At 69.7% G+C, this 25568-nt stretch carries 18 protein-coding genes; 14 read left to right on the forward strand and 4 right to left on the reverse strand.

Translation table 11 applies throughout. The features are described from left to right. Nucleotides 1-93: 93 nt before the first annotated feature. Nucleotides 94-348 (reverse strand): antitoxin, encoded by a 255-nt coding sequence (locus ACFW22_RS26820; protein ID WP_386409209.1) that lies wholly within the window; start codon nt 346-348, stop codon nt 94-96. Nucleotides 349-804: 456 nt separating this feature from the next. On the opposite strand from ACFW22_RS26820, the gene miaA reads away from it, so the two are divergent. The 6 genes from miaA (at nt 805) to hflX (ending at nt 8963) form a co-directional block, all read left to right on the forward strand. Beyond that, a complete protein-coding gene (miaA, locus tag ACFW22_RS26825; protein WP_386409211.1) occupies nt 805-1743 on the forward strand; it encodes a tRNA (adenosine(37)-N6)-dimethylallyltransferase MiaA in 939 nt (312 codons plus the stop codon). Between the two features lie 108 nt (nt 1744-1851). Further along, the gene (locus tag ACFW22_RS26830; RefSeq protein WP_386409288.1) at nt 1852-2364 is read left to right on the forward strand and encodes a hypothetical protein; all 513 of its coding nucleotides are present in this window, start codon (nt 1852-1854) and stop codon (nt 2362-2364) included. Between the two features lie 121 nt (nt 2365-2485). After that, nucleotides 2486-3409 (forward strand): diaminopimelate epimerase, encoded by a 924-nt coding sequence (gene dapF, locus ACFW22_RS26835; RefSeq protein ID WP_386409213.1) that lies wholly within the window; start codon nt 2486-2488, stop codon nt 3407-3409. A gap of 140 nt (nt 3410-3549) precedes the next feature. Beyond that, nucleotides 3550-5712 (forward strand): RelA/SpoT family protein, encoded by a 2163-nt coding sequence (locus tag ACFW22_RS26840; protein WP_386409215.1) that lies wholly within the window; start codon nt 3550-3552, stop codon nt 5710-5712. Nucleotides 5713-5856: 144 nt separating this feature from the next. Further along, complete coding sequence (locus ACFW22_RS26845; protein ID WP_386409217.1) at nt 5857-7347, forward strand: M1 family metallopeptidase; 1491 nt, start codon at nt 5857-5859, stop codon at nt 7345-7347. A gap of 122 nt (nt 7348-7469) precedes the next feature. Beyond that, on the forward strand, nt 7470-8963 hold the full coding sequence (gene hflX / locus ACFW22_RS26850; protein ID WP_386409220.1) for a GTPase HflX: 1494 nt from the start codon (nt 7470-7472) through the stop codon (nt 8961-8963). Between the two features lie 352 nt (nt 8964-9315). Here hflX and ACFW22_RS26855 read toward each other — a convergent pair whose 3' ends face one another. Continuing rightward, the gene (locus tag ACFW22_RS26855; RefSeq protein WP_386409222.1) at nt 9316-10488 is read right to left on the reverse strand and encodes a trypsin-like serine peptidase; all 1173 of its coding nucleotides are present in this window, start codon (nt 10486-10488) and stop codon (nt 9316-9318) included. 316 nt (nt 10489-10804) lie between these two features. On the opposite strand from ACFW22_RS26855, the gene ACFW22_RS26860 reads away from it, so the two are divergent. From ACFW22_RS26860 to ACFW22_RS26880, 5 genes are all read left to right on the forward strand, one after another. Beyond that, entirely contained in the window at nt 10805-12250 is a 1446-nt protein-coding gene (locus ACFW22_RS26860) for a diaminobutyrate--2-oxoglutarate transaminase family protein (RefSeq protein ID WP_386409224.1), read from the forward strand. 36 nt (nt 12251-12286) lie between these two features. Beyond that, entirely contained in the window at nt 12287-14293 is a 2007-nt protein-coding gene (locus tag ACFW22_RS26865) for an IucA/IucC family protein (RefSeq protein ID WP_386409226.1), read from the forward strand. Beyond that, complete coding sequence (locus ACFW22_RS26870) at nt 14290-15003, forward strand: GNAT family N-acetyltransferase (RefSeq protein WP_386409290.1); 714 nt, start codon at nt 14290-14292, stop codon at nt 15001-15003. Before ACFW22_RS26865 ends, ACFW22_RS26870 begins: the two co-directional genes overlap by 4 nt. A 61-nt stretch (nt 15004-15064) precedes the next feature. Continuing rightward, nucleotides 15065-16909, forward strand: coding sequence for an IucA/IucC family protein (locus ACFW22_RS26875; RefSeq protein WP_386409228.1), 1845 nt, complete (start codon nt 15065-15067; stop codon nt 16907-16909). A gap of 37 nt (nt 16910-16946) precedes the next feature. Then, nucleotides 16947-18920 (forward strand): ATP-dependent DNA helicase, encoded by a 1974-nt coding sequence (locus tag ACFW22_RS26880; protein ID WP_386409230.1) that lies wholly within the window; start codon nt 16947-16949, stop codon nt 18918-18920. Between the two features lie 75 nt (nt 18921-18995). On the opposite strand, the gene lexA is transcribed toward ACFW22_RS26880, so the two are convergent. Continuing rightward, complete coding sequence (gene lexA / locus ACFW22_RS26885) at nt 18996-19784, reverse strand: transcriptional repressor LexA (protein ID WP_386409232.1); 789 nt, start codon at nt 19782-19784, stop codon at nt 18996-18998. Nucleotides 19785-20218: 434 nt separating this feature from the next. Between lexA and nrdR the strand changes: the two genes are divergently transcribed. Both nrdR and ACFW22_RS26895 read left to right on the forward strand, forming a co-directional pair. Continuing rightward, a complete protein-coding gene (gene nrdR / locus ACFW22_RS26890) occupies nt 20219-20728 on the forward strand; it encodes a transcriptional regulator NrdR (protein WP_386409234.1) in 510 nt (169 codons plus the stop codon). 175 nt (nt 20729-20903) lie between these two features. Then, nucleotides 20904-23795, forward strand: a complete 2892-nt coding sequence (locus tag ACFW22_RS26895; RefSeq protein WP_386409236.1) for a vitamin B12-dependent ribonucleotide reductase — start codon at nt 20904-20906, stop codon at nt 23793-23795. Between the two features lie 211 nt (nt 23796-24006). Here the strand turns inward: ACFW22_RS26895 and ACFW22_RS26900 are convergent, their stop codons facing one another. Beyond that, the gene (locus ACFW22_RS26900; RefSeq protein WP_386409238.1) at nt 24007-24537 is read right to left on the reverse strand and encodes a TerD family protein; all 531 of its coding nucleotides are present in this window, start codon (nt 24535-24537) and stop codon (nt 24007-24009) included. Between the two features lie 363 nt (nt 24538-24900). Here ACFW22_RS26900 and ACFW22_RS26905 point away from each other — a divergent pair, with 363 nt between their 5' ends. Next, the gene (locus tag ACFW22_RS26905) at nt 24901-25506 is read left to right on the forward strand and encodes a YdbC family protein (RefSeq protein WP_386409240.1); all 606 of its coding nucleotides are present in this window, start codon (nt 24901-24903) and stop codon (nt 25504-25506) included. Nucleotides 25507-25568: the final 62 nt, after the last annotated feature.

Consider the following 25568-nt stretch of genomic DNA (forward strand, 5'->3'; position numbering starts at 1 on the left):
GCTGGGGGGGCCGCGCCCGGCGGGCGGCCGGCCCGCCTCCCCTCTGTTCCGGGCCCGTCCGCCGTACGGGGACACAAGGGTGGACGCGGGACGTCAGGCGGCCGGCGGCGTCGCTCCTCCACCACCGGGCGTGCCCCCGTCCTTGTGGCCGATGCGGTCAATGGCGTCCTTGGCCTTGCCCGTACCCGATTGGATCTTGTCGCTGTACTTGCCCTTGGTCCTCTCGTCGACCATCTTCGCTGCCTTGTCCAGGCCGTGGTCGATCTTCTCCCCGTGCTGCTGTGCGAGGTCGGCGACCTTGTCCTTGGCCGGGGCGAGCTTTGCCTTCAGCGAATCCAGGAGACCCATGGGGCACCTTCCCTCCGCGGACCTCTGGGGTCCGTGTTCGTCTCGTCCGTTCCGTGCACCACCCCCGGAGTCCGGAGGCCGTCCGCAGGCGCCGTCGCCCGCTTCGTCGCCGCCCCCGGGCCGACCGCGCGGCGGAGGGACCGGGGCCTTGGCGTCCGCGCCGAGCGGCATCCGCCGGTGACCGCGCATCCGCACCGGTCCGCGCCGCCGATGTCGTCCCGTGCCGCGGCGCCGGCTCCGGAAGCCCTTCCGGTCCCCTCCGAAGAGGCCTCGCCCTCGCCCTTCGTCCGCGTGGCAAAACATTGCGAAAACGCCCGCATTCATTCCATAGCGTACTCGGCGTGAAGGGGCACGGAGGGGACCCGCGGCCGGAATCAGCACCGGACGGCGGGGGCGGGACCGCACCCGCCGTCCGGTTCGTTCGGGACGGTGTGGGAGGTTTGCGAGACTGGGACGGTGAGAAGAGCAGCCCCCGCCCCGCGGGTCATCGCCATCGTCGGCCCCACCGCAGCCGGAAAGTCCGATCTGGGCGTTTTTCTGGCCCAACAGCTCGGCGGCGAGGTCGTCAATGCCGACTCGATGCAGCTCTACCGGGGGATGGACATCGGGACCGCCAAACTGACGGTGGAGGAGCGCGGCGGCATCCCGCACCACCTCCTCGACATCTGGGACGTGACCGAGGCCGCCAGCGTCGCCGAGTACCAGCGGCTCGCCCGCGCCGAGATCGATCGGCTGCTCGCCGCGGGGCGCACCCCGGTTCTCGTCGGCGGCTCCGGGCTGTACGTACGGGGGGCCGTGGACGCCCTGGAGTTCCCGGGCACCGATCCCGCCGTCCGGGCCCGGCTCGAGGGCGAGCTGGAGGAGCGCGGCTCCGGCGTCCTGCACGCCCGGCTCGCCGCGGCCGACCCCGAGGCGGCGCGCTCGATCCTGCCCAGCAACGGGCGCCGCATCGTCCGGGCCCTGGAAGTGATCGAGATCACCGGAAAGCCCTTCACCGCCAACCTGCCGGGGCCCGACTCCGTCTACGACACCGTCCAGATCGGGGTCGACGTGGCCCGCCCCGAGCTCGACGAACGGATCGCCACGCGCGTGGACCGGATGTGGGAGGCGGGTCTCGTCGACGAGGTGCGCGATCTGGAGGCGCGCGGGCTGCGGGAAGGGCGCACGGCAGCCCGCGCCCTCGGCTACCAGCAGGTCCTCGCGGCGCTCGCGGGAGGGTGTACCGAGGACGAGGCGCGTGCCGAGACCGTGCGGGCCACGAAGCGCTTCGCCCGCCGCCAGGACTCGTGGTTCCGGCGCGACCCGCGCGTGCACTGGCTCAGCGGAGCCGCTGATCACCGCGGGGAACTCCCGCGGGAGGCGCTCTCGTTGGTCGAACGAGCGGTTACAGCCTGATCACGTGATGGCATCGGGACGCACTGCCCGTCATTTCGACGGTCACGAGCGTGCCATCATCGAGCATCGATCGACCGAGTGAAGTCCGAGTGGGGAGGGCGCGTGGCGATGGAGGCCGGCCCTCGCGACACAGAACAGCGCGGAGCGGCCCTGGGTGAACCGACGGCGGATCCGTCGGCCGGCACACCGGGCCGCCCGGCGGCCGACGCCCCGGCCGGAGCGCCGGGGCTGACGCCTGACGGACCCGACGACGCGGTCGGCACCGCCGTCGAGGTCGACACCGACGAGGTCGAGGTCGAGCTGCGTCCCCAACGCCGACTGAGGATCTGGCAACTCGCCCCGATCGTGGCCCTGGCGGCGCTCGGCTCCCTGATGTTCGCCTTCCCGCTCGCCTTCGGATCCGGTGACGGCGGCGCCGTCGTCGCCATGCTCGGAGTGTTGATCAGTTCCTGCGCGGCGGGCTGGGGCATGATGGCCGCCCGCAAGGTGGGCCACACCTGGCCGGGGCTCCCGCAACGCGGCTCGGGTGAGCGTCCCAACTGGCGCGTCCTCGCCCTGTACGCATCGACGACCGTGGCCCTGGTCGCCCTCGCCGTCTGGCGCGTGGCCCGGCTCCGCTGAGTCGACGTCCGCCCCTCGTCGCACCCTCGCCGGTGCTCCCTCCCGGTACGGCCGGCCGCCCGGGTTCCGTCCTGTGGACGGACCGTCCCGTCCCGCGCGGCCGGCCCGTACAGTTGATCGCGTGACCAGCACGCAGACCTCGCCGATCCAGCCGCTCCCCTTCCTCAAGGGCCACGGCACCGAGAACGACTTCGTGATCGTCCCCGATGCGCAGAACGCCGTCGACCTTCCCGCAGCCGTCGTGGCGCGGCTCTGTGACCGACGGGCCGGCATCGGGGCCGACGGCCTGCTGCACGTGGTGCGCAGCGCCGCCCACCCCGAAGCACGCCACCTGGCCGGCGAAGCCGAGTGGTTCATGGACTACCGCAACGCCGACGGCTCGGTCGCCGAGATGTGCGGGAACGGAGTCCGGGTCTTCGCCCGCTACCTGGAGCACGCGGGACACGTGACCACCGGTGAGCTCGCGGTCGCCACGCGCGCCGGGACCAAGCACGTCCACCTGGACAAGGACGGCTCCGTCACCGTGGCCATGGGCCGTGCGGCGCTCCCCGAGGCCGGGGTGACCGTCACCGTCGACGGCCGCAGCTGGCCCGCGCGGAACGTGAACATGGGCAACCCCCACGCGGTCGCCTTCGTGGCGGACCTGGCCCACGCCGGAAACCTGTACGACGAGCCGCCGTACGAGCCGGCCGCGGTCTACCCGGACGGGGTGAACATCGAGTTCGTTGCCGACCGGGGGCCCCGTCACGTCGCCATGCGGGTCCACGAGCGGGGGGCCTCCGAGACCAGGTCCTGCGGCACCGGTGCGTGCGCCGTCGCCGTCGCCACCGCCCGCCGGGACGGTCTCGACCCGGCCGAGAGCGGCACCCCCGTCACGTACACCGTGGACGTGCTCGGCGGCACTCTGGTGATCACCGAGCACCCCGACGGCCGGATCGACATGACGGGACCGGCCGTCATCGTCGCCGAAGGCACCGTCGACCCGGCGTGGCTGGAGCTCCCCGATGCGGCGACGCCCGACGGAATCGAAACTGTCAACGACTGATTTGTCGCTCGAATGGGTGATCCGGTTCACGCTGGGCGAGAGCGCGACTGCGCCACGTGGTGGGGTCGGTAGCATCAAGCACCGGCCCCCCGGGCACGCCTGGCCCGCTCACCGCCGGTCGATGCTGCCGGAGGTGCCCCATGAGCGCAGAGGCCACCAACCCCGTGAGTGCGGTCGAGCCCGCGGACGCCGATGTGGCCGTCCGCAGACGCGGACGCCCCCGGATCGACCTGCGCCGCCTCGGTCGCGCCGCCCTCCTCGGCGCCACGGCCGGACCGGCCCCGCGTGACCGCCTGCCCGATGCCATCAGCCACGTGGCCGATGCGCACCGCGCCCACCACCCCGAGGCCGACCTGACGGTGCTCCGCCGGGCGTACGTCCTCGCGGAGTCCTCGCACCGCGGCCAGTTCCGCAAGAGCGGCGAGCCGTACATCACCCATCCGCTGGCGGTCACCCTGATCCTCGCCGAACTCGGTGCCGAGACCACGACCCTGACCGCCTCCCTCCTCCACGACACGGTCGAGGACACCGAGGTGACGCTCGACCAGGTGCGCCGGGAGTTCGGCGCCGAGGTCGCCCACCTCGTCGACGGCGTCACCAAGGTGGAGAAGATCGACTACGGTGCCGCCGCCGAACCCGAGACCTTCCGCAAGATGCTCGTGGCCACCGGCAGTGACGTCCGCGTCATGTCGATCAAACTCGCCGACCGCCTCCACAACATGCGCACCCTCGGGGTGATGCGCCCCGAGAAGCAGGTCAGGATCGCCAAGGTCACCCGGGACGTCCTCATCCCGCTCGCGGAGCGACTCGGCGTCCAAGCCCTCAAGACCGAGCTGGAGGACCTGGTCTTCGCGATCCTCCACCCCGAGGAGTACGAGACCACCCGTGCGCTCATCGCCGGGAACCCCGGCGCCGCCGACGAACTCGGCGCCGTCGCCGAACAGGCCGCTGCCGTCCTGCGCGAGGCGGGCATCGGCGCCGAGGTCCTCGTCCGCCCCCGGCACTTCGTCTCCGTCCACCGGGTCCGCCTCAAGCGCGGCGAACTGCGCGGCTGCGACTTCGGCCGGCTGCTCGTCCTGGTCGCCGAGGACGCCGACTGCTACGCGGTGCTCGGCGAACTCCACACCTGCTTCACACCGGTGGTCTCCGAGTTCAAGGACTTCATCGCGAACCCCAAGTTCAACCTCTACCAATCGCTGCACACCGCGATCGCGGCTCCCGACGGCACCGTCGCCGAGGTCCTCATCCGCACCCACCGCATGCACAAGGTCGCCGAAGCGGGGGTCGTCGCCCTCGGCAACCCCCACATGGGTCAGGTGCCCACCGAGCAATCCGGCGTCCCCGCCGAGGACGCGGAGCGCGTCGACCCCACCCGTCCGGGCTGGCTCTCCCGGCTCCTGGACTGGCAGCAGTCCGCCCCCGACCCCGACACCTTCTGGTCCTCGCTCCGCGCCGACCTCGCCGAGGACGACGAGATCACCGTCTTCCGCGCGGACGGCAGCACCCCCGGCACGATCAGCCTGCCCGCCGGTGCCAGTTGCGTCGACGCGGCCTACGCACAGCACGGCGACGCGGCCCACGCCTGCCTCGGCGCCCGGGTCAACGGTCGGCTCGCACCGCTGAGCACCGTCCTCGGAGACGGGGACGCCGTCCAACTGCTGCTCGCCCAGGACGGAGCCTCCGGCCCGTCCCCGGAATGGCTGGATCACGCAAGGACCCCCGCCGCCCGGATCGCGATCACCGGCTGGCTCGAAGCGCATCCCGAGAGCACCCCCCTGGCGACGGCCGAGCCCCGGCCGCAGGTCAGCATCGCGGCCGACCGCCGTTCCGGTGCCGAACTCCACGTCGACCTGGACGGTGAGCCGCCGACCGCCGTCCGCCCGGCCGGTTGCTGCACTCCCGTACCGCCCGACGCGATCACCGGGTTCCGGGTGCGCGGCAGATCGGTCACCGTCCACCGCACCGGCTGCTCGGCCGTCGACGCCATGCGCCGCCTCGGCCGTGAGCCCCTCCCGGTCAGCTGGGGCGACACCGCCCAGGGCCGGGTCACCCTCGTCGCCGAGTCCTTCGGACGGCCCGGGCTGCTCGCCGACCTCACCGAGGCCATCGCCACCGCCGGGGCCGCCGTCGTCTCCGCGAACGTCGAGCCGCCCACCGAGCAGCGGGTCCGCCACACCTACACCCTGCACCTCCCCGACGCCACCGAGCTCGCCGCCCTCATGCGGGCCATGCGCGAGGTCCCGGGGGTGTACGACGTGAGCCGCGCCCGCCACCGGACCTCGGGCGAACCGCGCGGGGCGTGACGCCCGCCCGACGCGGGCGCCACTGCGGGGCTTCACCCCCCGCTCCGGGATGACCCCCTTCGGGTGGCCGGCGAGCGCGCCGCCCCGGCGAGCGGCTGCAGCCCTGGTAGCCGTAGGGCCACTCCCTCGGAAAGGCCCTGGCCCATGCCGCTCGTCCGCACCTCCCCGCCCCGCGCGAGGTGGCTCCGCTCCACCGCCCTGGTCGCCGCCTCGGTCGGGCTCGTCGCCGCCGCAACGCCCGCCCCGGCGCCGCTCGGCATCGGGGACCCGCTCTTCCCGCACCTCGGCAACCCCGGATACGACGTCCTCGCGTACACCCTCGACCTCACCTACTCCGGGGTGAACACCGAGCCGCTCGATGCCGTGACCCGGATCGATGCGCGCGCTACCGAGGACCTGGAACGGCTCAACCTCGACTTCACGCACGGCACGGTCTCCGCCGTCACCGTCGACGGACTCCCGGCCCGCCACACGGGCAGTGGCGAGGACCTCGTCGTCACCCCGATCGCGCCGATCGACGCGGGGGAGGAGGTCGAGATCACCGTCACCCACACCAGTGACCCCCGGGGGCCCGCAGCGACCGGCGGCTGGGTCCGCACCAGCGACGGCCTCGCCATGGCCAACCAGGCCAACGCCGCCCACCGGGTCTTCCCCTCCAACGACCACCCCTCGGACAAGGCGTACTTCACCTTCCGGGTCACCGCCCCCAGCGGACTCACCGTGGTGGCGAACGGCCTCCCCGCCGGCCGCGTCGACCACGGACCCACCACCACCTGGACCTACCGCACCCGGCACCCCATGGCCACCGAGCTCGCACAGGTCTCCATCGGCCGGTCCAGCGTCGTCCACCGCGCGGGTCCGCACGGTCTGCCCGTGCGGGACGTGGTGGCCACCGCCGACCGGGAACGCATGGAACCCTGGCTCCGCCGCACCCCCGGCCACCTGGAATGGATGGAACGGCAGGTCGGCCCGTACCCCTTCGAGACGTACGGCGTGCTGATCGCCGACGCGGACACCGGTTTCGAGCTGGAGACCCAGACCCTCTCGCTCTTCGAACGCGGTCTCTTCACCGAACCGGCCTACCCCGAGTGGTACGTCGACGCCGTCATGGTCCACGAACTGGCCCACCAGTGGTTCGGCGACAGCGTCTCCCCCCGCACCTGGTCCGACCTGTGGCTCAACGAGGGACACGCCAGTTGGTACGAGGCGCTGTACGCGGAGGAGACCGCGGGGAAGTCCCTGGAGCGCCGGATGAAGGCCGCCTACGCCGCCTCCGACGCCTGGCGCGCCGACGGCGGTCCGCCGGCAGCTCCGGAGCCCCCTTCCGCCACCCACAAGATCAGTCTCTTCCGGCCCGTCGTCTACGACGGCAGCGCCCTCGTCCTCTACGCCCTCCGCCAGGAGATCGGCACCCGTGCCTTCCAACGCCTGGAGCGTCGTTGGGTCACCGAGCACCGGGACGGTACCGCCACCACCGCCGACTTCACGGCGCTGGCCGGCGAGGTCGCCGGCCGGGATCTCAGTGCCTTCTTCCAGGGCTGGCTCTACGAGGCGAAGACCCCGGCCATGCCCGGGCACTCCGACTGGCGCAGCCGCCCGGTCGACACCGCGTCGAGCGCCCCGAAACCGGGGTGACGGCCCCGTCCCGGCCGTGTCACCATCTTCAGGTCGGCGATGCGGCCGGGCCGGGAATCTTCCGGTGCCCGCGAGCGTTCTGACCAGTACGGACACATTTCTTCACCCGACGTAAGGATCCAATGACCTCCTCTTCTTCCCCTTCCCAGGACGACCAGAGCTTCGCGGAGACGAACCGTACCGAGAGCCTTCGGGCCGATGCCCTGATGGAAGAGGACGTCGCCTGGAGCCACGAGATCGACGGAGAGCGGGACGGCGATCAGTTCGACCGCTCCGAGCGAGCGGCCCTGCGCCGTGTCGCCGGGCTCTCCACCGAGCTTGAGGACGTCACCGAGGTCGAGTACCGCCAGCTGCGCCTGGAGCGCGTCGTGCTGGTCGGCGTCTGGACCTCGGGGACGGTGCAGGACGCGGAGAACTCCCTCGCGGAGCTCGCGGCCCTTGCCGAGACGGCGGGCGCCCTCGTGCTCGACGGCGTGATCCAGCGCCGGGACAAGCCGGACCCGGCCACCTTCATCGGTTCGGGCAAGGCGCGCGAGCTGCGTGACATCGTGCTCGAAACCGGCGCCGACACCGTGGTCTGCGACGGTGAGCTCAGCCCCGGCCAGCTCATCGCCCTCGAAGACGTCGTCAAGGTCAAGGTGGTCGACAGGACCGCCCTCATCCTCGACATCTTCGCCCAGCACGCCAAGTCCCGAGAGGGCAAGGCGCAGGTCGCACTCGCACAGATGCAGTACATGCTTCCGCGACTGCGCGGCTGGGGTCAGTCGCTCTCGCGTCAGATGGGCGGCGGCGGCGGTGGCGGCATGGCCACCCGTGGTCCCGGTGAGACCAAGATCGAGACCGACCGGCGTCGGATCCGCGAGAAGATGGCGAAGATGCGCCGGGAGATCGCGGAGATGAAGACCGGCCGTGACATCAAGCGGCAGGAGCGCCGCCGGAACAAGGTGCCGTCGGTCGCCATCGCCGGGTACACCAACGCCGGAAAGTCGTCCCTGCTCAACCGGCTCACCGGTGCGGGGGTACTCGTGGAGAACGCGCTGTTCGCCACCCTCGACCCGACCGTCCGTCGGGCCGAGACGCCCACCGGCCGGGTCTACACCCTGGCTGACACCGTCGGCTTCGTCCGGCACCTGCCGCACCACCTGGTCGAGGCCTTCCGTTCCACCATGGAAGAGGTCGCCGATTCCGACCTCATCCTGCACGTGGTGGACGGCTCGCACCCGGCGCCGGAGGAGCAGCTGGCCGCCGTGCGCGAGGTCTTCCGTGACGTCGGCGCGGTGAACGTGCCGGAGATCGTCGTCGTCAACAAGGCGGACGCGGCCGATCCGCTGGTCCTCCAGCGTTTGCTGCGGATGGAGAAGCACTCCATCGTGGTCTCGGCCCGATCCGGCCAGGGCATCGACGAACTGCTCGCGCTCATCGACTCCGAGCTGCCGCGCCCGCAGGTCGCGCTGGAGGTCCTGGTGCCCTACACCCAGGGCGGTCTGGTGTCGCGGGTGCACGCCGAGGGCGAGGTGGAGTCCGAGGAGCACACCTCCGAGGGCACCCTGCTCAAGGCGCGGGTGCACGAGGAGCTGGCGGCGCTGCTCGCGCCGCACGTTCCCGCCGCGCACTGATCGACCACCACCTCACGGGGCGCTGCCCCTCCCCACCAAGGGAGGGGCAGCGCCCCGTCCCGTGGTGGGGGCGCCGGCCCGGCGGCTGAACCTCCGCCGGCCGTCTTGCGGCCGACCGTGACCCGGTCCGCCCGCCACGGCCGACGGACCGGGGCGAGCGAGCCGTCCGACACGGGCATCGCCGTGGCGTTCGGCAGCGCGCGGCGCCAGCCGCCGCCCGTGGGACCACCGCTCCTGGTGCGGTCGATCCGATACGCCTCCGCCCGGGCGGAGGCGAGTACCCCGGCCCGCTCAGGGCGCCCGACGGGCAGGAGAAGAGGCGGGACCCGAAGGGCCCGCCTCCGTGCCACGCCTACTGGCCGGCGTACTTCTGGCTGACCTCGTCGAAGAGCGCCTTGGCCTCCGGGCCGAGCCGCGGTCCGGCGAGCCAACCGGCCGTCGACGGGCCGATCGAGGTGTTCGACACCAGGGCGGGCTTGCCGTCGCTGCCTTCGGCGACCCAGCCGCCGCCCGACGAACCACCGGTCATCGAGCAGCCGATCCGGTACATCGTCGGCTGGTCCGCCTTCAGCGACAGCCGGCCCGGCCTGTCCGCGCACTGGTACATCTTCTGGCCGTCGAACGGCGGTGCGGCCGGGTAACCGGTTGCCGTCAGACTTGCGATCTTCGGCACCGCCGGAGCGTTGAACTCCACCGGAAGCGCAGAACCGACCGTCTCCTCCAGGGACTTCCCCGAACTCCCCTTCTCCGGAGTCACCTTGATGACCGCGAAGTCATAGGGAGCCCCGGCGCCCCCGGTCGACGCACCCTCGGCGATCCACTGGTCCGAGGTCTTGACCCAGTCCGCCCACCACACGCCGTACGGTGCGATCTGTTCCCGCGTCGCCTTCTCCAAGTCCGAGGTCGACAGGGCCGAGTCGTTGTACGAGGGCACGAAGGCGATGTTGCGGTACCAGCCGCCCTGCTTGCCCTTGTGCACGCAGTGACCAGCCGTCCAGACCATGTTGGACTTGCCCGGGTGCGCCGGATCCTTCACGACCGTGGCCGAGCAGACCATCGACCCCTCGGGGCCGTCGAAGAAGACCTTTCCCGATTCGGGGGCATGGGCGTGGTACTTCGCCGTCACGGCCCTTGCCCGTACGGGAACCGGAGTCGGATCGGTGACGCCCTCGTCACCCGAGATGTCCTCCTCCTCAACCGGCTTGTCGGGGCGCTCGGCCCTGCGCATCCGGTCCGTATCCCAGAGGTCCTCGATGATCGGGTTGACGAAGTCCTTGGCCTCGCGCAGCCACTTGTCGCGGTCCCAGTTCTTCCACTCGCCGTTCCGCCACTGATCGAGATCGATCCCGTGCTCCTTCAGGCGGTCCTTCAGGTCCTCCGGAATCTTGATCTTGTTCGGGTCCAGGCTTATGGGTGCGGAGGGTTTGTCCCCCGCGTTCTCCTCGCTCGGGCCGCAGGCCGTGACGGTGAGCGTCAGCGCCGCGACGGCAGAAGCCGCCATCAGCAGCGGACGAATCGATCGCATCTCGTGATCCCCCTGGGACTACGTCAACTTGTGCATGGCGAACAGCGGTCGAGTCGTGCGGACACGACCGACCGCCCCACTATGCCGGTGCCGGAGGGGACGGTACGCGCCCCGGTCCCGGTTCCGGCACTCTTCGATCGTTGTTGCGCAGTGATCCGGGACACGCCAAGTTCCTGCCCTCCGGCCCGTGATCTCGGGCAGCTCCCGTCGTTGGTACGTACGGGGGACGCAAAGTCGGCGCCAGGACGACCTTTACGGGGGTCCGCGCGCCACTCTGATGTGCAATGCAACCGTTACCGCGGGAGGACACCGAGCCGTGGCCGTGACCGAACCAGCTCCGGCCGTCCCACCGGCCGCGCGCACCCAGACCAGGCCGGCGGACCGAGGAGGCGAGCACGAAGGCATCCTGCGCCGCCAGTCACAGCGCGAGTCCGCCGCGCGCACCTACGCACGCTCCCTGCCGATCGTCCCGGTAAGGGCCCGGGGAGTGACCATCGAAGGTGCCGACGGGCGCCGTTATCTGGACTGCCTGTCCGGTGCGGGGACGCTCGCCCTGGGCCACAACCACCCCGTCGTCCTGGAAGCGATCAGGAAGGTCCTCGACTCGGGCGCCCCCCTGCACGTCCTCGACCTCGCCACCCCCCTCAAGGACGCCTTCACCTCAGAGCTGTTCGCCACCCTCCCCGGTGAACTCGCCGACGACGCCCGCATCCAGTTCTGCGGACCGGCGGGTACGGACGCCGTCGAGGCCGCCCTCACCCTGGTCCGCACCGCCACCGGCCGGAACGGCCTTCTCGCCTTCACCGGCGCCTACCACGGCATGACGGCCGGCGCCCTGGAGGCTTCCGGGGGCGCGACCACCGGCCGCGTCACGAGGCTTCCCTATCCACAGCAGTACCGCTGTCCCTTCGGCGTCGGTGGCGAGCGCGGTGCCCAACTGGCTGCCCGTTGGACCGAGACCCTCCTCGACGACCCCAAGAGCGGCGTCACCACCCCTGCCGGAATGATCGTGGAAGCCGTCCAGGGCGAGGGCGGGGTCATCCCCGCCCCCGACGCTTGGATGCGTAGCATGCGTCGGATCACGGCCGACCGCTCCGTGCCGCTCGTCGTCGACGAAGTCCAGACCGGAGTCGGGCGCACCGGCGCCTTCTGGGCAGTCGAGCACAGCGGGATCGTGCCCGACGTCATGGTCCTGTCCAAGGCGATCGGCGGTTCCCTCCCCCTTGCGGTCATCGTGTACAGATCCGCGCTCGACGTCTGGGAGCCCGGCACCCACGCCGGTACCTTCCGTGGCAACCAACTCGCCATGGCTGCCGGCACGGCCACCCTCCGGTACGTCCGGGAGAACGAGCTCGCCGAACGGGCCGGCGCCCTCGGCGCCCGCATCCTCGCCCAACTCCGCGACCTCGCCAACGGCCATCCCTGCATCGGCGATGTCCGCGGTCGGGGCCTGATGATCGGCATCGAACTCGTCGATCCCGAAGCGGGAAGCCCGGACGATCTCGTTCCGCCGCCCGCCCCCGCACTGGCACTTGCCGTCCAGCAGGAGTGTCTCGCCCGCGGGCTCATCGTCGAGCTCGGTGGTCGCCACTCCGCAGTGGTCCGCCTCCTCCCCCCGCTCACCCTCACCGACGAGCAGACCACCGCAGTCCTGGACCGCTTCGCCGACGCCCTGGCCATGGCCGAACGGGCCCACACCCTCCACCCGCCCGTCTCCCGCCGGGGCACGGCCCCGCGCAACACCATCGGACCGTCCCACTGAACCGGACCGCTCCGGCCCCACCCCCAAGGAAGTCCCGTGAACGCCACCCCCGCCACTCCGGCCCTCACCCCCGAAGCCCCCCTCGCTCCCGGACCCCACCACGCGCAGCCCCTTCATCTGGGGACCGGGCACACAGAAGCCGTGCACCCCGAGAACCTCCGTACGGGGACCTTCCACCCCGAAACCACACCCGCAGGGTTTGCCCGTTCCGAACCCCTCTCTTCCGAACTCCTTCGAGTAGAAGCCCACTCCACCGAAGAACCCACCGTCCCGCGTCAGCACACCGGACCGGAGCAGCGACCTTCACCCCGCCCGGCCACCGGTCCCGACCCTTTGGACGACCCCGATCCGCTGCGCGCCGCTGATGCTGCCGCCGTCGAGAACCTCCTCCGCTGCTGGGTGCGGGAGACGAACCTGCCGGAACCCGACTCGACCGCGCTGCGCGTTCCTCTGGATGCCAGCGGCACCGCCCTCCTCGTCCCCGTCCGGTACTGGTCGCCCACGGGTTGGCACCGCTTCGGCACTCCCGCCCTCGAAGGCCTTCCGGCTGCCGCGCCGACCGTTGACGCCGTCACGGTGGCCGCACTGCTCAACCGCGAGACGGGCCGTTCCGAGGGCATCGACCTCGTCGGCCGGGTCGCCGACTCCACCCGGCGGACCGCCGACTTCCTCGCCGAGTGCCGCTGCCGACCTCAGCCGCACCCGGAGGCCGATCTCTTCCTCGCCGCAGAGCAGTCCTTGCTGCTGGGGCACCCGCTCCATCCCACCCCCAAGAGCCGCGAAGGACTCTCAGAAGCCGAGGGGCGGCTCTATTCGCCTGAGGTCCGCGGTTCCTTCCCGCTCCATTGGATGGCCGTCGACCGTTCCCTCCTGGCCACCGACTCCGCCTGGACCGAACAGGGCCGCCCGGTCAGCGCCGAGCAGCTCGCCTCCGGACTCGCCGAGGGGCTCCCGTTCCCCTCGGGGACCGCCCCGCTGCCCCTGCATCCCTGGCAGGCGAGGGAGCTGGTGCACCGCCCCGAGGTCCGAGAGCTCCTCGACGCCGGCCTCCTCCACGACCTGGGCCGCCACGGCAGCCCTTGGCATCCGACCTCCTCCGTCCGCACCGTGCATCGACCCGGTGCACGGGCCATGCTCAAACTCTCCCTCGGCCTGCGCATCACCAACTCGCGTCGTGAGAACCTCCGCAAAGAGCTCCACCGCGGTGTCGAGGTCCACCGTCTGCTCCGTACCGGTCTCGTCGACGAGTGGCAGGCCGCCCACCCGAGCTTCGACATCGTCCGGGACCCTGCCTGGCTCGCCGTCGACACCCCGGACGGCACCCCCGTCCCCGGCCTCGACGTCATGATTCGCCACAACCCCTTCGGTCCCGGGGACGACGCCGTTTGCATCGCCTCGCTCACCACCCCACGCCCCTGGCCCGGAGCCGCCGGCATGCGCTCCCGGCTCGCCGACGTCATCGGCCGCCTCTCCGTCCGAACCGGCCGCCCCGTGAACGCCGTTGCAGCCGAATGGTTCCTCCGCTATCTCGACCAGGTCGTCCGCCCCGTGCTTTGGCTCGACGGAAACGCCGGCATCGCCTTGGAAGCCCACCAACAGAACACCCTGGTGCTCCTCGACCCGAACGGCTGGCCGATCGGCGGTCGCTACCGCGACAACCAGGGCTACTACTTCCGCGAGTCCCGCCGCGAGGAACTGGAGGCTCGCCTCCCCGGCATCGGTGCCCTCAGTGACACCTTCGTCTCCGACCAGGTCACCGACGAGCGCTTCGCCTATTACCTCGGCATCAACAACGTCCTCGGCCTGATCGGGGCCTTCGGTTCCCAGCACCTTGCTGACGAACGAATCCTGCTCGCTGCATTCCGCAGCTTCCTCGCCTCTGCCACCAGCCTGGGATCTCCCCTTCCCCACCGCCTCTTGGAAGCCACACACCTGCGCAGCAAGGCCAATTTGCTCACCCGACTGCACGGTCTGGACGAGCTCGTCGGGCCGGTCGACACCCAGTCCGTCTACGTCACCGTCACCAACCCCCTTCGCACCTGAGTCCGCGGGCGGAATGCCGCACCCCACCACGCCGTCGAGAGAAGAGCGACACCGTGCCACCCATCCGCCCACCGGCCGATCCACCCGGGGACGACACCCTCAATCTGAGGGCCGACGACCTTGCCGCCCTCCTCGACGGCGACCTCCTGGACTCCGTCGCCGCCTGGGGTCCCACCGACACTGCTCTCGGCTCCTTCCAGCTCGTCCCTGCGCGCATCGAAAGGGATGTCCCCCTGATCGCCCGGTGGATGAACGACCCTGCCGTGGCGGCCTTCTGGGAGCTCGCCGGCCCCGAGAGCGTCACCATCGGACATCTTCGTTCCCAGGTCGAAGGCGATGGCCGGAGCGTCCCCTGCCTCGGCGTCCTCAACGGCACACCCATGAGCTACTTCGAGATCTACCGTGCAGACCTCGACCCGCTCGCCCGGCACTACCCGGCGCGCCCCCACGACACGGGAGTCCATCTACTGCTTGGAAGCGGTAGCGACCGGGGGCGCGGCATCGGCACCAGGATCCTGAGGGCCGTCGCCGATCTGGTTCTTGACCACCGTCCCCACTGCACCCGGGTCGTCGCCGAACCCGACATCCACAACACCCCTTCCGTTTCTGCCTTCCTCAGCGGCGGCTTCCGCTTTGCGGCGGAAGTGGCCCTGCCCGACAAGCGAGCCGCGCTCATGATCCGTGACCGCGCCCTGCGACACGTCCTGTGAACACCCCTCCGTCCCACATACACCGCTGGTCCCACAGCGGTCCCACCCCCGAGGAGTCCCCGTGTCGACCTCCCCTGCACCTCACGACTCCGGACGCCCCGGAACCGATGCGCCGGCTCCTGCCCTTGGGCTGCTCCCCGCATCCGAGCTGCTCGCACCCCCCGAACTGAACGCCGCTGCCTGGACCCGGGCGTCTTCCCGGCTTTTGGCCAAGACGCTCTCCGAGTTCGCCTACGAGGAGATCATTGAGCCCGAGCCCGCGGGCGGCGGTGAGCCCGACCGGTACACGTTGCGACTCGACGACGGCACCACGCTCAGCTTCTGCGCCCGCCGTGGTGCCTACGACGGCTGGCGCGTCGCCGCCGGCTCGATTACCCACGAGGGTCTCCCCCTTGCGGACCCCTTCGACTTCCTGCTGAGGTCCCGTCACCTCCTCCAGCTCGACGGGATCACGCTGGGACACGTCATCCGCGAACTCTCCACCACCCTTGCTGCCGACACACGTCTCGATCACACGGCCATCAGCGCTGGCCGCCTTGCGGAACTCCCGTACGCGGAACTCGAAGGCCATCAGACGGGCCACCCCTGGCTCGTCCTCAACAAGGGGCGCATCGGCTTCTCCGCCACCGACGCTGCCCGTTGGGCTCCCGAGGCACGTCGCGCAACCCGACTTCCTTGGATTGCCGTCAGCAAACGCATCGCCACCTACCGAGGCGTCCCCGGTCTGGAGACTTCCGACCGGCTCTATGCCCAGGAACTCGACCCCGAAGTGCGCGCCGCCTTCCGTGTCGCCCTCACCGAGCGTGGCCACCAACCCGACGACTACGTCCTGCTGCCGGTCCACCCCTGGCAGTGGGACGAGGTCCTTCTCCCGCTCTACGCCCCGGCCATTGCCGATGGATCGGTCGTTCCACTCACCGCGGACGACGACCTGCGTCTACCACAGCAGTCCGTCCGCACCTTCCTCAACACCAGCCGACCGGATCGCCACACGGTCAAGCTTCCCCTTTCCGTGCTCAACACCCTGGTGTGGCGAGGGCTGCCCACCGAGCGCACCCTTGCTGCGCCCGCCGTCACGGCCTGGGTGCACGGATTGCGCGATGCCGATCCGTTCCTGAAGGAGGAGTGCGGGGTGATCCTCCTCGGGGAAGTCGCCTCCGTCACGGTCAAGCACCCTCTGTACGACCGACTGCCCGAAGTTCCTTATCAGTACAAGGAACTGCTCGGCGCGATCTGGCGTGAACCGCTCAGGCTCCCCCCGGGAGAGCGGGCCCGTACCCTTGCCTCCCTCCTCCACGTCGACCCCGAAGGACGGGCCTTCGTCGCCGAGCTCGTCACACGCTCCGGGCTCACTCCCGTCGTTTGGCTCCAGCGCCTCTTCACTGCCCTGCTCCCTCCCCTGCTGCACTTTCTCTACCGGTACGGCACGGTCTTCTCGCCGCACGGTGAGAACGCGATCGTCGTGTACGACGGCGACGACGTCCCCGTGCGCCTGGCGATCAAAGACTTCGTCGACGATGTGAACATCAGTGCCCACCCCCTTCCTGAACACGCCACCCTTCCGGATGACGTCCGTGCCGTCCTGTTGACGGAAGAGCCCGGATTCCTGATCCAGTTCATCCATGCGGGACTCTTCATCGGCGTCTTCCGCTACCTGGCACCCCTCTGTGAGGAGCAACTCGACGTGCCCGAAGCGGACTTCTGGGCACTCGTCCGCGCCGAGATCCTGCGTCACCAATCGCGCTTCCCCGAGCTGAAGGAGCGGTTCGAGCTCTTCGACCTCCTCACCCCGCGCATCGAGCGGCTCTGCCTGAACCGCAACCGTCTGCACCTGGATGGTTACCGGGACCGTTCCGAGCGTCCGCACGCGGCGGTTCACGGGACCGTTCCCAATCCGCTCGCGTGATCCGGCTGTCAGCGCCGCCCCGTAGGGTGGAGGGGCTATGACGAAGCCATCCCTCCCCGATCTCCTCCACGCCGCCGTCACCGCCGTCGGCGGCACGGAGCGGCCCGGCCAGGTCGCCATGGCCCAGGCCGTGGCCGAGGCCATCGACGACAATTCCCACCTCCTCGTCCAGGCCGGCACCGGCACCGGCAAGTCGCTCGGCTACCTCGTGCCGGCGCTCGCCCAGGGGGAGCGGGTGGTCATCGCCACGGCCACCCTGGCGCTCCAGCGCCAGCTCGTCGAGCGGGACCTTCCCCGCACGGTCGACGCGCTGCATCCACAGCTACGACGACGGCCCCAGTTCGCCATGCTCAAGGGGCGGTCGAACTACCTCTGCCTGCACCGACTCCACGAAGGCGTCCCACAGGACGAAGAGGACGGACTGTTCGATCCCTTCGAGGCGGCTGCCCCCACCAGCAAGCTGGGACAGGACCTGATGCGGCTGAGGGACTGGTCCGACGAGACGGAGACGGGCGACCGGGACGATCTGGCGCCCGGTGTCTCCGACAGGGCCTGGGCCCAGGTTTCGGTCTCCTCCCGGGAATGTCTCGGTGCGAGCAAGTGTGCGTACGGAGTCGAGTGCTTCGCTGAGGCGGCACGGGAGCGGGCCAAGCTGGCCGATGTCGTCGTCACCAACCATGCACTCCTCGCCATCGACGCGATCGAGGGGGCGCCGGTGCTTCCGCAGCACGAGGTGCTGATCATCGACGAGGCCCATGAGCTGGTCTCCCGGGTCACCGGCGTTGCCACCGGTGAACTCACGCCCGGACAGGTCAACCGAGCCGTCCGTCGGGCCGCGAAGCTCGTGGACGAGAAGGCCGCCGATCAGCTGCAGACTGCCGCCGAGGGTTTCGAGCGCGTCATGGAGCTGGCGCTTCCGGGGCGCTTGGAAGAGATCCCGGAGGACCTGGCGTATGCGTTGATGGCGCTCCGCGACGCAACCCGTACCGTGATCACGGCCCTGGGCAACACCCGTGACCGGGCCGTGCAGGACGAGGACGCCGTGCGCAAACAGGCCATGGCCTCCGTGGAGACCGTGCACGGAGTGGCGGAACGGATCACTCATGGATCCGAATACGACGTCGTCTGGTACGAACGGCACGACCGGTTCGGGGCCTCGCTCCGAGTGGCCCCCCTCACCGTTTCCGGCCTGTTGAGGGAGAAGCTGTTCACGGAGCGGTCCGTGGTGCTCGCCTCGGCCACGCTCAAGCTCGGCGGAGACTTCAATGGTGTCGGAGCCTCGCTCGGACTGGGGCCCGAGGGCTCCGGGGGCGATGAGGAGCCCGTGTGGAAGGGCATCGACGTCGGTTCTCCGTTCGACTATCCGAAGCAGGGCATCCTCTACGTCGCCAAGCACCTGTCGCGCCCCGCGCGCGACGGAGAGCGGGGTGACATGCTCGACGAGCTCACCGAACTGATGCAGGCCGCAGGTGGGCGGACCCTTGGCCTCTTCTCCTCGATGAGGGCGGCACAGCAGGCGGCGGAGGAACTTCGAGGGAGGGTTCCGGAACTGCCGATCCTGCTCCAGGGCGAGGACACGCTCGGCGAGTTGATCAAGAACTTTGCTGCCGATCCGAAGACCTGCCTCTTCGGGACGCTCTCGCTCTGGCAGGGAGTGGACGTGCCGGGCGCCAGCTGTCAGCTGGTCGTCATGGACAAGATCCCGTTTCCGCGTCCGGACGACCCGCTGATGAGCGCACGCCAGAAGGCCGTCGAGGAGTCGGGAGGAAACGGCTTCATGGCCGTGGCCGCGACCCATGCGGCCCTGCTCATGGCCCAGGGCGCAGGCCGCCTGGTCCGCGCCACTGGGGACCGGGGCGTCGTAGCGGTCCTCGACCCTCGGCTGGCCACCGCCCGCTACGGCAGCTACCTCAAGGCTTCGCTCCCTGATTTCTGGTACACCACGGATCGCAACCAGGTGCGGAAGTCGCTTGCGGCCATCGATGCGGTGTCCAGGGAGGCGGGCGTCTGAGAGGCCCGGGGAAGGGTAGGACCCCGGGACCGGCGCAGTGGGTCCCGGGGTCCGGTCAGAGCCGGCGGTGAAGTGTCACACCCGCCGTAGTACCGCCACGACCTTGCCGAGGATGGTGGCTTCGTCGCCCGGGATCGGCTGGTACGCCGCGTTGTGCGGAAGGAGCCAGACGTGGCCGTCCTCGCGCTTGAAGCGCTTGACTGTTGCCTCGCCGTCGAGCATTGCGGCGACGATGTCACCGTTCTCGGCTACGGGCTGCCTACGGACGGTGACCCAGTCGCCGTCACAGATGGCAGCTTCGATCATGGAATCGCCGACGACCTTGAGGACGAACAGCTCACCGTCGCCGACCAGCTGGCGGGGAAGGGGGAAGACGTCCTCGACGGACTCTTCGGCGAGGATCGGACCGCCGGCAGCGATCCGCCCGACCAGCGGGACGTAGGACGCCGCCGGCTTTCCGGTGGTGTCCGTGGGCTGCGTGCTCGGCTGGTCGGAGCCTCGGACTTCGTATGCGCGGGGCCGATGCGGATCGCGGCGCAGGAAGCCCTTGCGCTCCAGAGCCATGAGCTGGTGGGCCACGGAGGACGTGCTGGAAAGGCCGACCGCCTGTCCGATCTCCCGCATCGACGGCGGGTAACCGCGCCGCTGGACCGAGTCGCGGATGACTTCGATGACCCTGCGCTGCCGGTCGGTGAGCCCGGAGCTGTCGGCCCGGATGCCAGGGGGTCGTCCGGGAAGGGAACGGGCGGGGCGCCCGGACTCCTCGCCGTTCATGTTCGCGTCGTTCATGGCGTGCACCGGCTCGAGTCGGCCCTGGGAGCGGTCCTGGGCGGTGATGGTGGCACTGTCTGCGGTGGTGGTCACGTCGTCGGCCCCTCTCGAATGGTCTCCCTGGCTGGCACAACGGTAGTAGCTTTCGAAAGGTTGCGCCAAACACACGTTCGAGTGAAAATTCGCGGATTGCCTTACGTGCGTATGTGCGGGGGTGTATGCGTGCGCAGGTCCCGTCATCTCGAAACGGTCGTTCCGGTAGCCTTCGCGGCTGGGATGTGAGGGGCGGGTGCGTCCTCCCAGTGTCCCACCCGGACGTCCGGTTCCGCGGTGGCGTCCGGGTTGCGACACGCGGAGGCCCTAGGGGCTTGAACCCAAGATCTAGTGGTTGGATGGCATCGGCCGCCTAGGTGTAGTGGTCCTCGGTCTGCTGAGGGCGTTCACATCGCCTATGCTGGTGGTCGCTTCGCAGGCCTTGACGGGCAGGCGGGGCTCGTCAGTCGTGCCGCGAGGAGGGTCGGAACCAAGTGCACTGTCCCTTCTGTAGGCACCCCGACAGCCGTGTCGTCGACAGTCGCACCACGGACGACGGGACGTCGATCCGTCGCCGCCGTCAGTGCCCCGACTGCTCCCGTCGCTTCACGACGGTGGAGACGTGTTCGCTCATGGTGGTGAAGCGTTCCGGCGTCACCGAGCCCTTTAGTCGCACCAAGGTCATCTCTGGCGTGCGCAAGGCGTGCCAGGGGCGGCCGGTCACCGAGGACGCCCTCGCCAAGCTCGGCCAGTGGGTCGAGGAGGCGGTGCGCGCCACCGGGAGTGCCGAGTTGACCACCCACGATGTGGGTCTGGCCATCCTCGGCCCTTTGCAGGAGCTCGACCTCGTCGCCTACCTGCGTTTCGCGTCCGTGTACAAGGCCTTCGACAGCCTCGAAGACTTCGAGGCCGCCATTGCGGAACTCCGTGTGCGGCCTCCTGCTGATAACTGCGGGACCGGTGAAACCCCTGAGGTTCCCGTTCCCGCCGCTGCCGCCGACTGATCGGCGGTCCGGGTCCGTCTGTGGCCCGACGTCCGGCCGCAGGGCGGCCCGATAGATGTGCCCCAGGTGACCCTTCTGCGGTTCCTGTGGCAGCAGTGCAGAACGACGTACCGAAGACGGTGCCCTAGGACTATATGGGCGCCAAAGAGTGTTTTGCCCTTATATGGGAGGCGGCATGACAGAGACGGCGAGCGGCCCGGCACGTGGTTCCCGAGCCAAGGGGGCCAAGTCGGCGAGCAAGGGCCTGCGCATCGAGCGCATCCACACCACCCCCGGCGTGCACCCGTACGACGAGGTGGTCTGGGAGCGCCGTGACGTCGTCATGACCAACTGGCGCGACGGCTCGGTCAACTTCGAGCAGCGTGGCGTCGAGTTCCCCGACTTCTGGTCGGTGAACGCGGTCAACATCGTCACCAGCAAGTACTTCCGCGGTGCGGTCGGCACTCCGCAGCGCGAAACCGGTCTCAGGCAGCTCATCGACCGGATCGTGAAGACCTACACGAAGGCCGGCGAGCAGTACGGCTACTTCGCTTCGCCCGCCGACGCCGAGATCTTCGAGCACGAGCTGGCGTATGCCCTCCTGCACCAGATCTTCAGCTTCAACTCGCCCGTCTGGTTCAACGTCGGTACGCCGCAGCCCCAGCAGGTATCCGCGTGCTTCATCCTGTCCGTCGACGACTCCATGGAGTCGATCCTCGACTGGTACAAGGAAGAGGGCATGATCTTCAAGGGCGGCTCCGGCGCCGGTCTGAACCTCTCCCGCATCCGTTCCTCCAAGGAACTGCTCTCCTCGGGAGGCAACGCCTCCGGCCCGGTCTCGTTCATGCGCGGCGCCGACGCCTCCGCGGGAACGATCAAGTCGGGTGGTGCGACCCGCCGTGCGGCCAAGATGGTCATCCTGGATGTCGACCACCCCGACATCGAGGACTTCATCGAGACCAAGGTCAAGGAGGAGGAGAAGATCCGCGCCCTCCGTGACGCGGGCTTCGACATGGATCTGGGCGGTGACGACATCACGTCCGTCCAGTACCAGAACGCCAACAACTCCGTCCGCGTCAACGACACCTTCATGCGGGCCGTGGAGTCCGGCGGCAAGTTCGGCCTGACCTCGCGCATGACCGGCGAGGTCATCGAAGAGGTCGACGCCAAGGTGCTGTTCCGCAAGATGGCCGAAGCCGCATGGGCCTGCGCCGACCCGGGCATCCAGTACGACGACACGATCAACCACTGGCACACCTGCCCCGAGTCCGGCCGCATCAACGGCTCGAACCCGTGCAGCGAGTACATGCACCTGGACAACACGTCCTGCAACCTCGCTTCGCTGAACCTCATGAAGTTCCTCAACGACGACGGCAAGGGCAACCAGTCCTTCGACGTCGAGCGCTTCGCCAAGGTCGTCGAGCTCGTCATCACCGCGATGGACATCTCCATCTGCTTCGCCGACTTCCCCACCCAGAAGATCGGTGAGAACACCCGGGCCTTCCGGCAGCTCGGCATCGGCTACGCCAACCTCGGTGCGCTGTTGATGGCGACCGGCCACGCGTACGACTCCGACGGCGGCCGTGCCCTGGCCGGCGCCATCACCTCGCTGATGACCGGTACCTCGTACAAGCGCTCTGCCGAGCTCGCCGGCGTCGTCGGCGCGTACGACGGCTACGCCCGCAACGCCGAGCCGCACCAGCGCGTCATGCAGCAGCACGCGGACGAGAACGCCAAGGCCGTCCGCATGGACGACCTGGACTCGCCGATCTGGGCCGCCGCCACGGAGGCCTGGCAGGACGTGATCCGCCTCGGTGCCAAGAACGGCTTCCGCAACGCCCAGGCCTCGGTCATCGCCCCCACCGGCACCATCGGTCTCGCGATGTCCTGCGACACCACCGGTCTTGAGCCCGACCTCGCCCTGGTCAAGTTCAAGAAGCTGGTCGGCGGCGGCTCGATGCAGATCGTCAACGGCACCGTGCCGCAGGCCCTGCGCCGCCTGGGCTACCAGGAGGAGCAGATCGAGGCGATCGTCGCCCACATCGCCGAGCACGGCAACGTGGTCGACGCCCCCGGCCTGAAGACCGAGCACTACGAGGTCTTCGACTGCGCCATGGGCGAGCGTTCCATCTCTGCGATGGGCCACGTCCGGATGATGGCGGCCATCCAGCCGTGGATCTCGGGAGCCCTCTCCAAGACCGTCAACCTGCCGGAGACGGCCACGGTCGAGGACGTCGAGGAGGTCTACTTCGAGGCGTGGAAGATGGGCGTCAAGGCGCTCGCGATCTACCGCGACAACTGCAAGGTCGGCCAGCCGCTCTCCGCCAAGAAGAAGGAGCAGGAGAAGGACAAGGTCACCGCCAAGTCCGAGGCGACGATCCGCGAGGCAGTCGAGAAGGTCGTCGAGTACCGTCCGGTGCGCAAGCGTCTCCCGAAGGGGCGCCCGGGGATCACCACCTCCTTTACCGTCGGGGGTGCCGAGGGGTACATGACGGCCAACTCCTACCCGGACGACGGTCTCGGCGAAGTCTTCCTGAAGATGTCCAAGCAGGGATCCACGCTCGCCGGCATGATGGACGCCTTCTCCATCGCCGTCTCCGTCGGCCTGCAGTACGGGGTCCCGCTGGAGACCTACGTTTCGAAGTTCACCAACATGCGCTTCGAGCCGGCCGGCATGACGGACGACCCGGACGTGCGGATGGCACAGTCGATCGTCGACTACATCTTCCGCCGTCTGGCGCTCGACTTCCTTCCCTTCGAGACCCGCTCGGCCCTGGGCATCCACTCCGCCGAGGAGCGTCAGCGGCACCTGGAGACCGGTTCGTACGAGCCCACCGAGGACGAGGTCGACGTCGAGGGACTTGCTCAGTCCGCCCCCGTGACCCAGGAGCTGAAGGCAGTCGCAGCCCCCGTCGCCAAGGTCGAGGTCCCGGCCCCGAAGCAGGCCCACACCTCCGCAGAGCTCGTCGAGATGCAGCTCGGCATCAGCGCCGATGCGCCCCTCTGCTTCTCTTGCGGCACGAAGATGCAGCGGGCCGGCTCTTGCTACATCTGCGAGGGCTGTGGCTCGACCAGCGGCTGCAGCTGAAGCTCGGTGGAATGGCGTAGCGGATGAGGCACTCGGCATAGCTGAATCCGAAGTGCGATCCCTGTGAGGGAGGGGTGTCAGGCCTGGGGCCGGCACCCCTCCCTCTCTGCGGGGAGCGCACGTCACAAGGGGCCCTGCCCCGCTCTGGACGCCGATGTCGTCCGTTCAGGGGCGTGAGAACTGCTCGTCCCTGCAATCGCGTTCGGTCTTCTCAGGCCGGTGCAGAGCCCAGGATGGCGCCGAAGGCCTGCGGATCGGCGTCGAATCCTCGGCTGAGCGAGCGGTACGACCATCCGTTCGCCCCGGCGCGGGTGAACTCGATGACCGTTGCCGAACGGGCCTGGTGCACATCGGCGAAGTCGTGGGTCAGCAGATCGGTGTAGCCCTCGCGCACCCGTATGCCGGTGTTCGCCACGTCGCCGAAGGTCAGGCGTCCGCCGCCCTGCTGTATGACCACGCCCACCACCACCCGTGCGTACCTGGAGTCCATCCGGTCCAACTCCACGGTCATGGCCTCGTCGTAGCCGAATCCCTGCCCCGTGCGACTGTCGCGGTGGAGCGTGATGGTGCCGTCGGGAGAGCGACTCCCGAAGTGCACCAGTTGCGCCGGTGCGCCGTGCGGGTCGGCCGCGGTGAACACTCCGGCCACCAGATCCAGGTCATGGGCCGGAGCACCGGGATCGGCGGGGTCCCACTTGAGCGTGACCTCGACGCGTCCCACCCCTTTGTTGAGTCCGCTCATGGTGCTTCCCCTCTCCGCAAGCGCCCCCGCGCATGCCTCGCCTCGTGTCGTCGGCGTCAACAAAGCCCTTGGTCGTGGGCTGATTCCTCATGGTGTCACGTGGCTATGACAGTGAACCGGGGGCTTCGGAGGAGAGCCGGATGGGAAGCGATGAGAAGCTGGATCTCGACGTACATCTGGCTCGAATCGGCCTGAGCTTCACAGGGGTTCAGGAGAAGAGCCCGTTCTGAGGCGAAGTCAGTCGAAGAGATTCCAGCGGGCGGGATCGAGGGTCGCTCCGGGGCGGCGCGCAGCACGCGGGGCCGGGCGGTTGCCTCCACCGAGGGTCTGCCGGGCCGCTCCTCGGCCCCGTACGATGGCGCGGTGCTGGTCAAGTGGATTCGCTGTACGGTGATGGACCGTCGAGGGTTCGAGCGGGGACAGCGGAAATGGGCGGGGCTGCTCGGTGAGCCGGGATTCCGGGGACAGGGCGGTGGGTGGAGCCGGGCTCGCCCGGACGTCGCCCACGTCTTCGCCTTCTGGGAGAGTCGTGCCTTCTACGACTCGTTCATGGCACGGTCCCACGACCGTTTGGCCGCCTCACAAGTCGGAACCTTCAAAGACCTCCAGGCCAAGTTGTTCGACCACCGTTTCGACGTGAAGACCGGGTTCGAGCCGAAGTTCTCCGATGCGGACGTGGCACGGGTGGCGCACGCCCGTGTCCACGAGGACCGGGCGGAGCACTTCGCCCTCATGCAGGAGAAGGTGTGGAACCCTGCCATGGCCGGGTCCCCGGGCATGCTGCGGGGCCTCTTCGGCGAGGCACCGGGAAGCGAGTTCCTGGTCCTCTCGCTGTGGCAGTCCGCTGCCGAGCACGGAAAGTACCGGGTCGAGCGGATCGAACGGCTCGGGCTGAGGGCCCGTACCGCGGCCGACGTGGCGGCGCTGGACGGCGACGTGGTGCAGCTCGAACCCTCCTGGACGGTGTGACCCGCGGTGGCGTCGGTGCTCGCCTGCCTCCCCCGGGTGCCTGCTCGACTGAGCCGGTGGGG

Origin of the sequence: Streptomyces sp. NPDC058872 (genome assembly GCF_042743065.1) — a bacterium.
Lineage (GTDB): Bacteria > Actinomycetota > Actinomycetes > Streptomycetales > Streptomycetaceae > Streptomyces.

What these genes read in the sequence shown, in the direction of transcription:
- ACFW22_RS26820 (WP_386409209.1), bottom strand. Translation starts at nt 348, where the DNA reads ATGGGTCTCCTGGATTCGCTGAAGGCAAAGCTCGCCCCGGCCAAGGAC.
- ACFW22_RS26830 (WP_386409288.1), top strand. Translation starts at nt 1,852, where the DNA reads ATGGAGGCCGGCCCTCGCGACACAGAACAGCGCGGAGCGGCCCTGGGT.
- ACFW22_RS26840 (WP_386409215.1), top strand. Translation starts at nt 3,550, where the DNA reads ATGAGCGCAGAGGCCACCAACCCCGTGAGTGCGGTCGAGCCCGCGGAC.
- ACFW22_RS26845 (WP_386409217.1), top strand. Translation starts at nt 5,857, where the DNA reads ATGCCGCTCGTCCGCACCTCCCCGCCCCGCGCGAGGTGGCTCCGCTCC.
- hflX (WP_386409220.1), top strand. Translation starts at nt 7,470, where the DNA reads ATGACCTCCTCTTCTTCCCCTTCCCAGGACGACCAGAGCTTCGCGGAG.
- ACFW22_RS26855 (WP_386409222.1), bottom strand. Translation starts at nt 10,488, where the DNA reads ATGCGATCGATTCGTCCGCTGCTGATGGCGGCTTCTGCCGTCGCGGCG.
- ACFW22_RS26880 (WP_386409230.1), top strand. Translation starts at nt 16,947, where the DNA reads ATGACGAAGCCATCCCTCCCCGATCTCCTCCACGCCGCCGTCACCGCC.
- ACFW22_RS26895 (WP_386409236.1), top strand. Translation starts at nt 20,904, where the DNA reads ATGACAGAGACGGCGAGCGGCCCGGCACGTGGTTCCCGAGCCAAGGGG.
- ACFW22_RS26900 (WP_386409238.1), bottom strand. Translation starts at nt 24,537, where the DNA reads ATGAGCGGACTCAACAAAGGGGTGGGACGCGTCGAGGTCACGCTCAAG.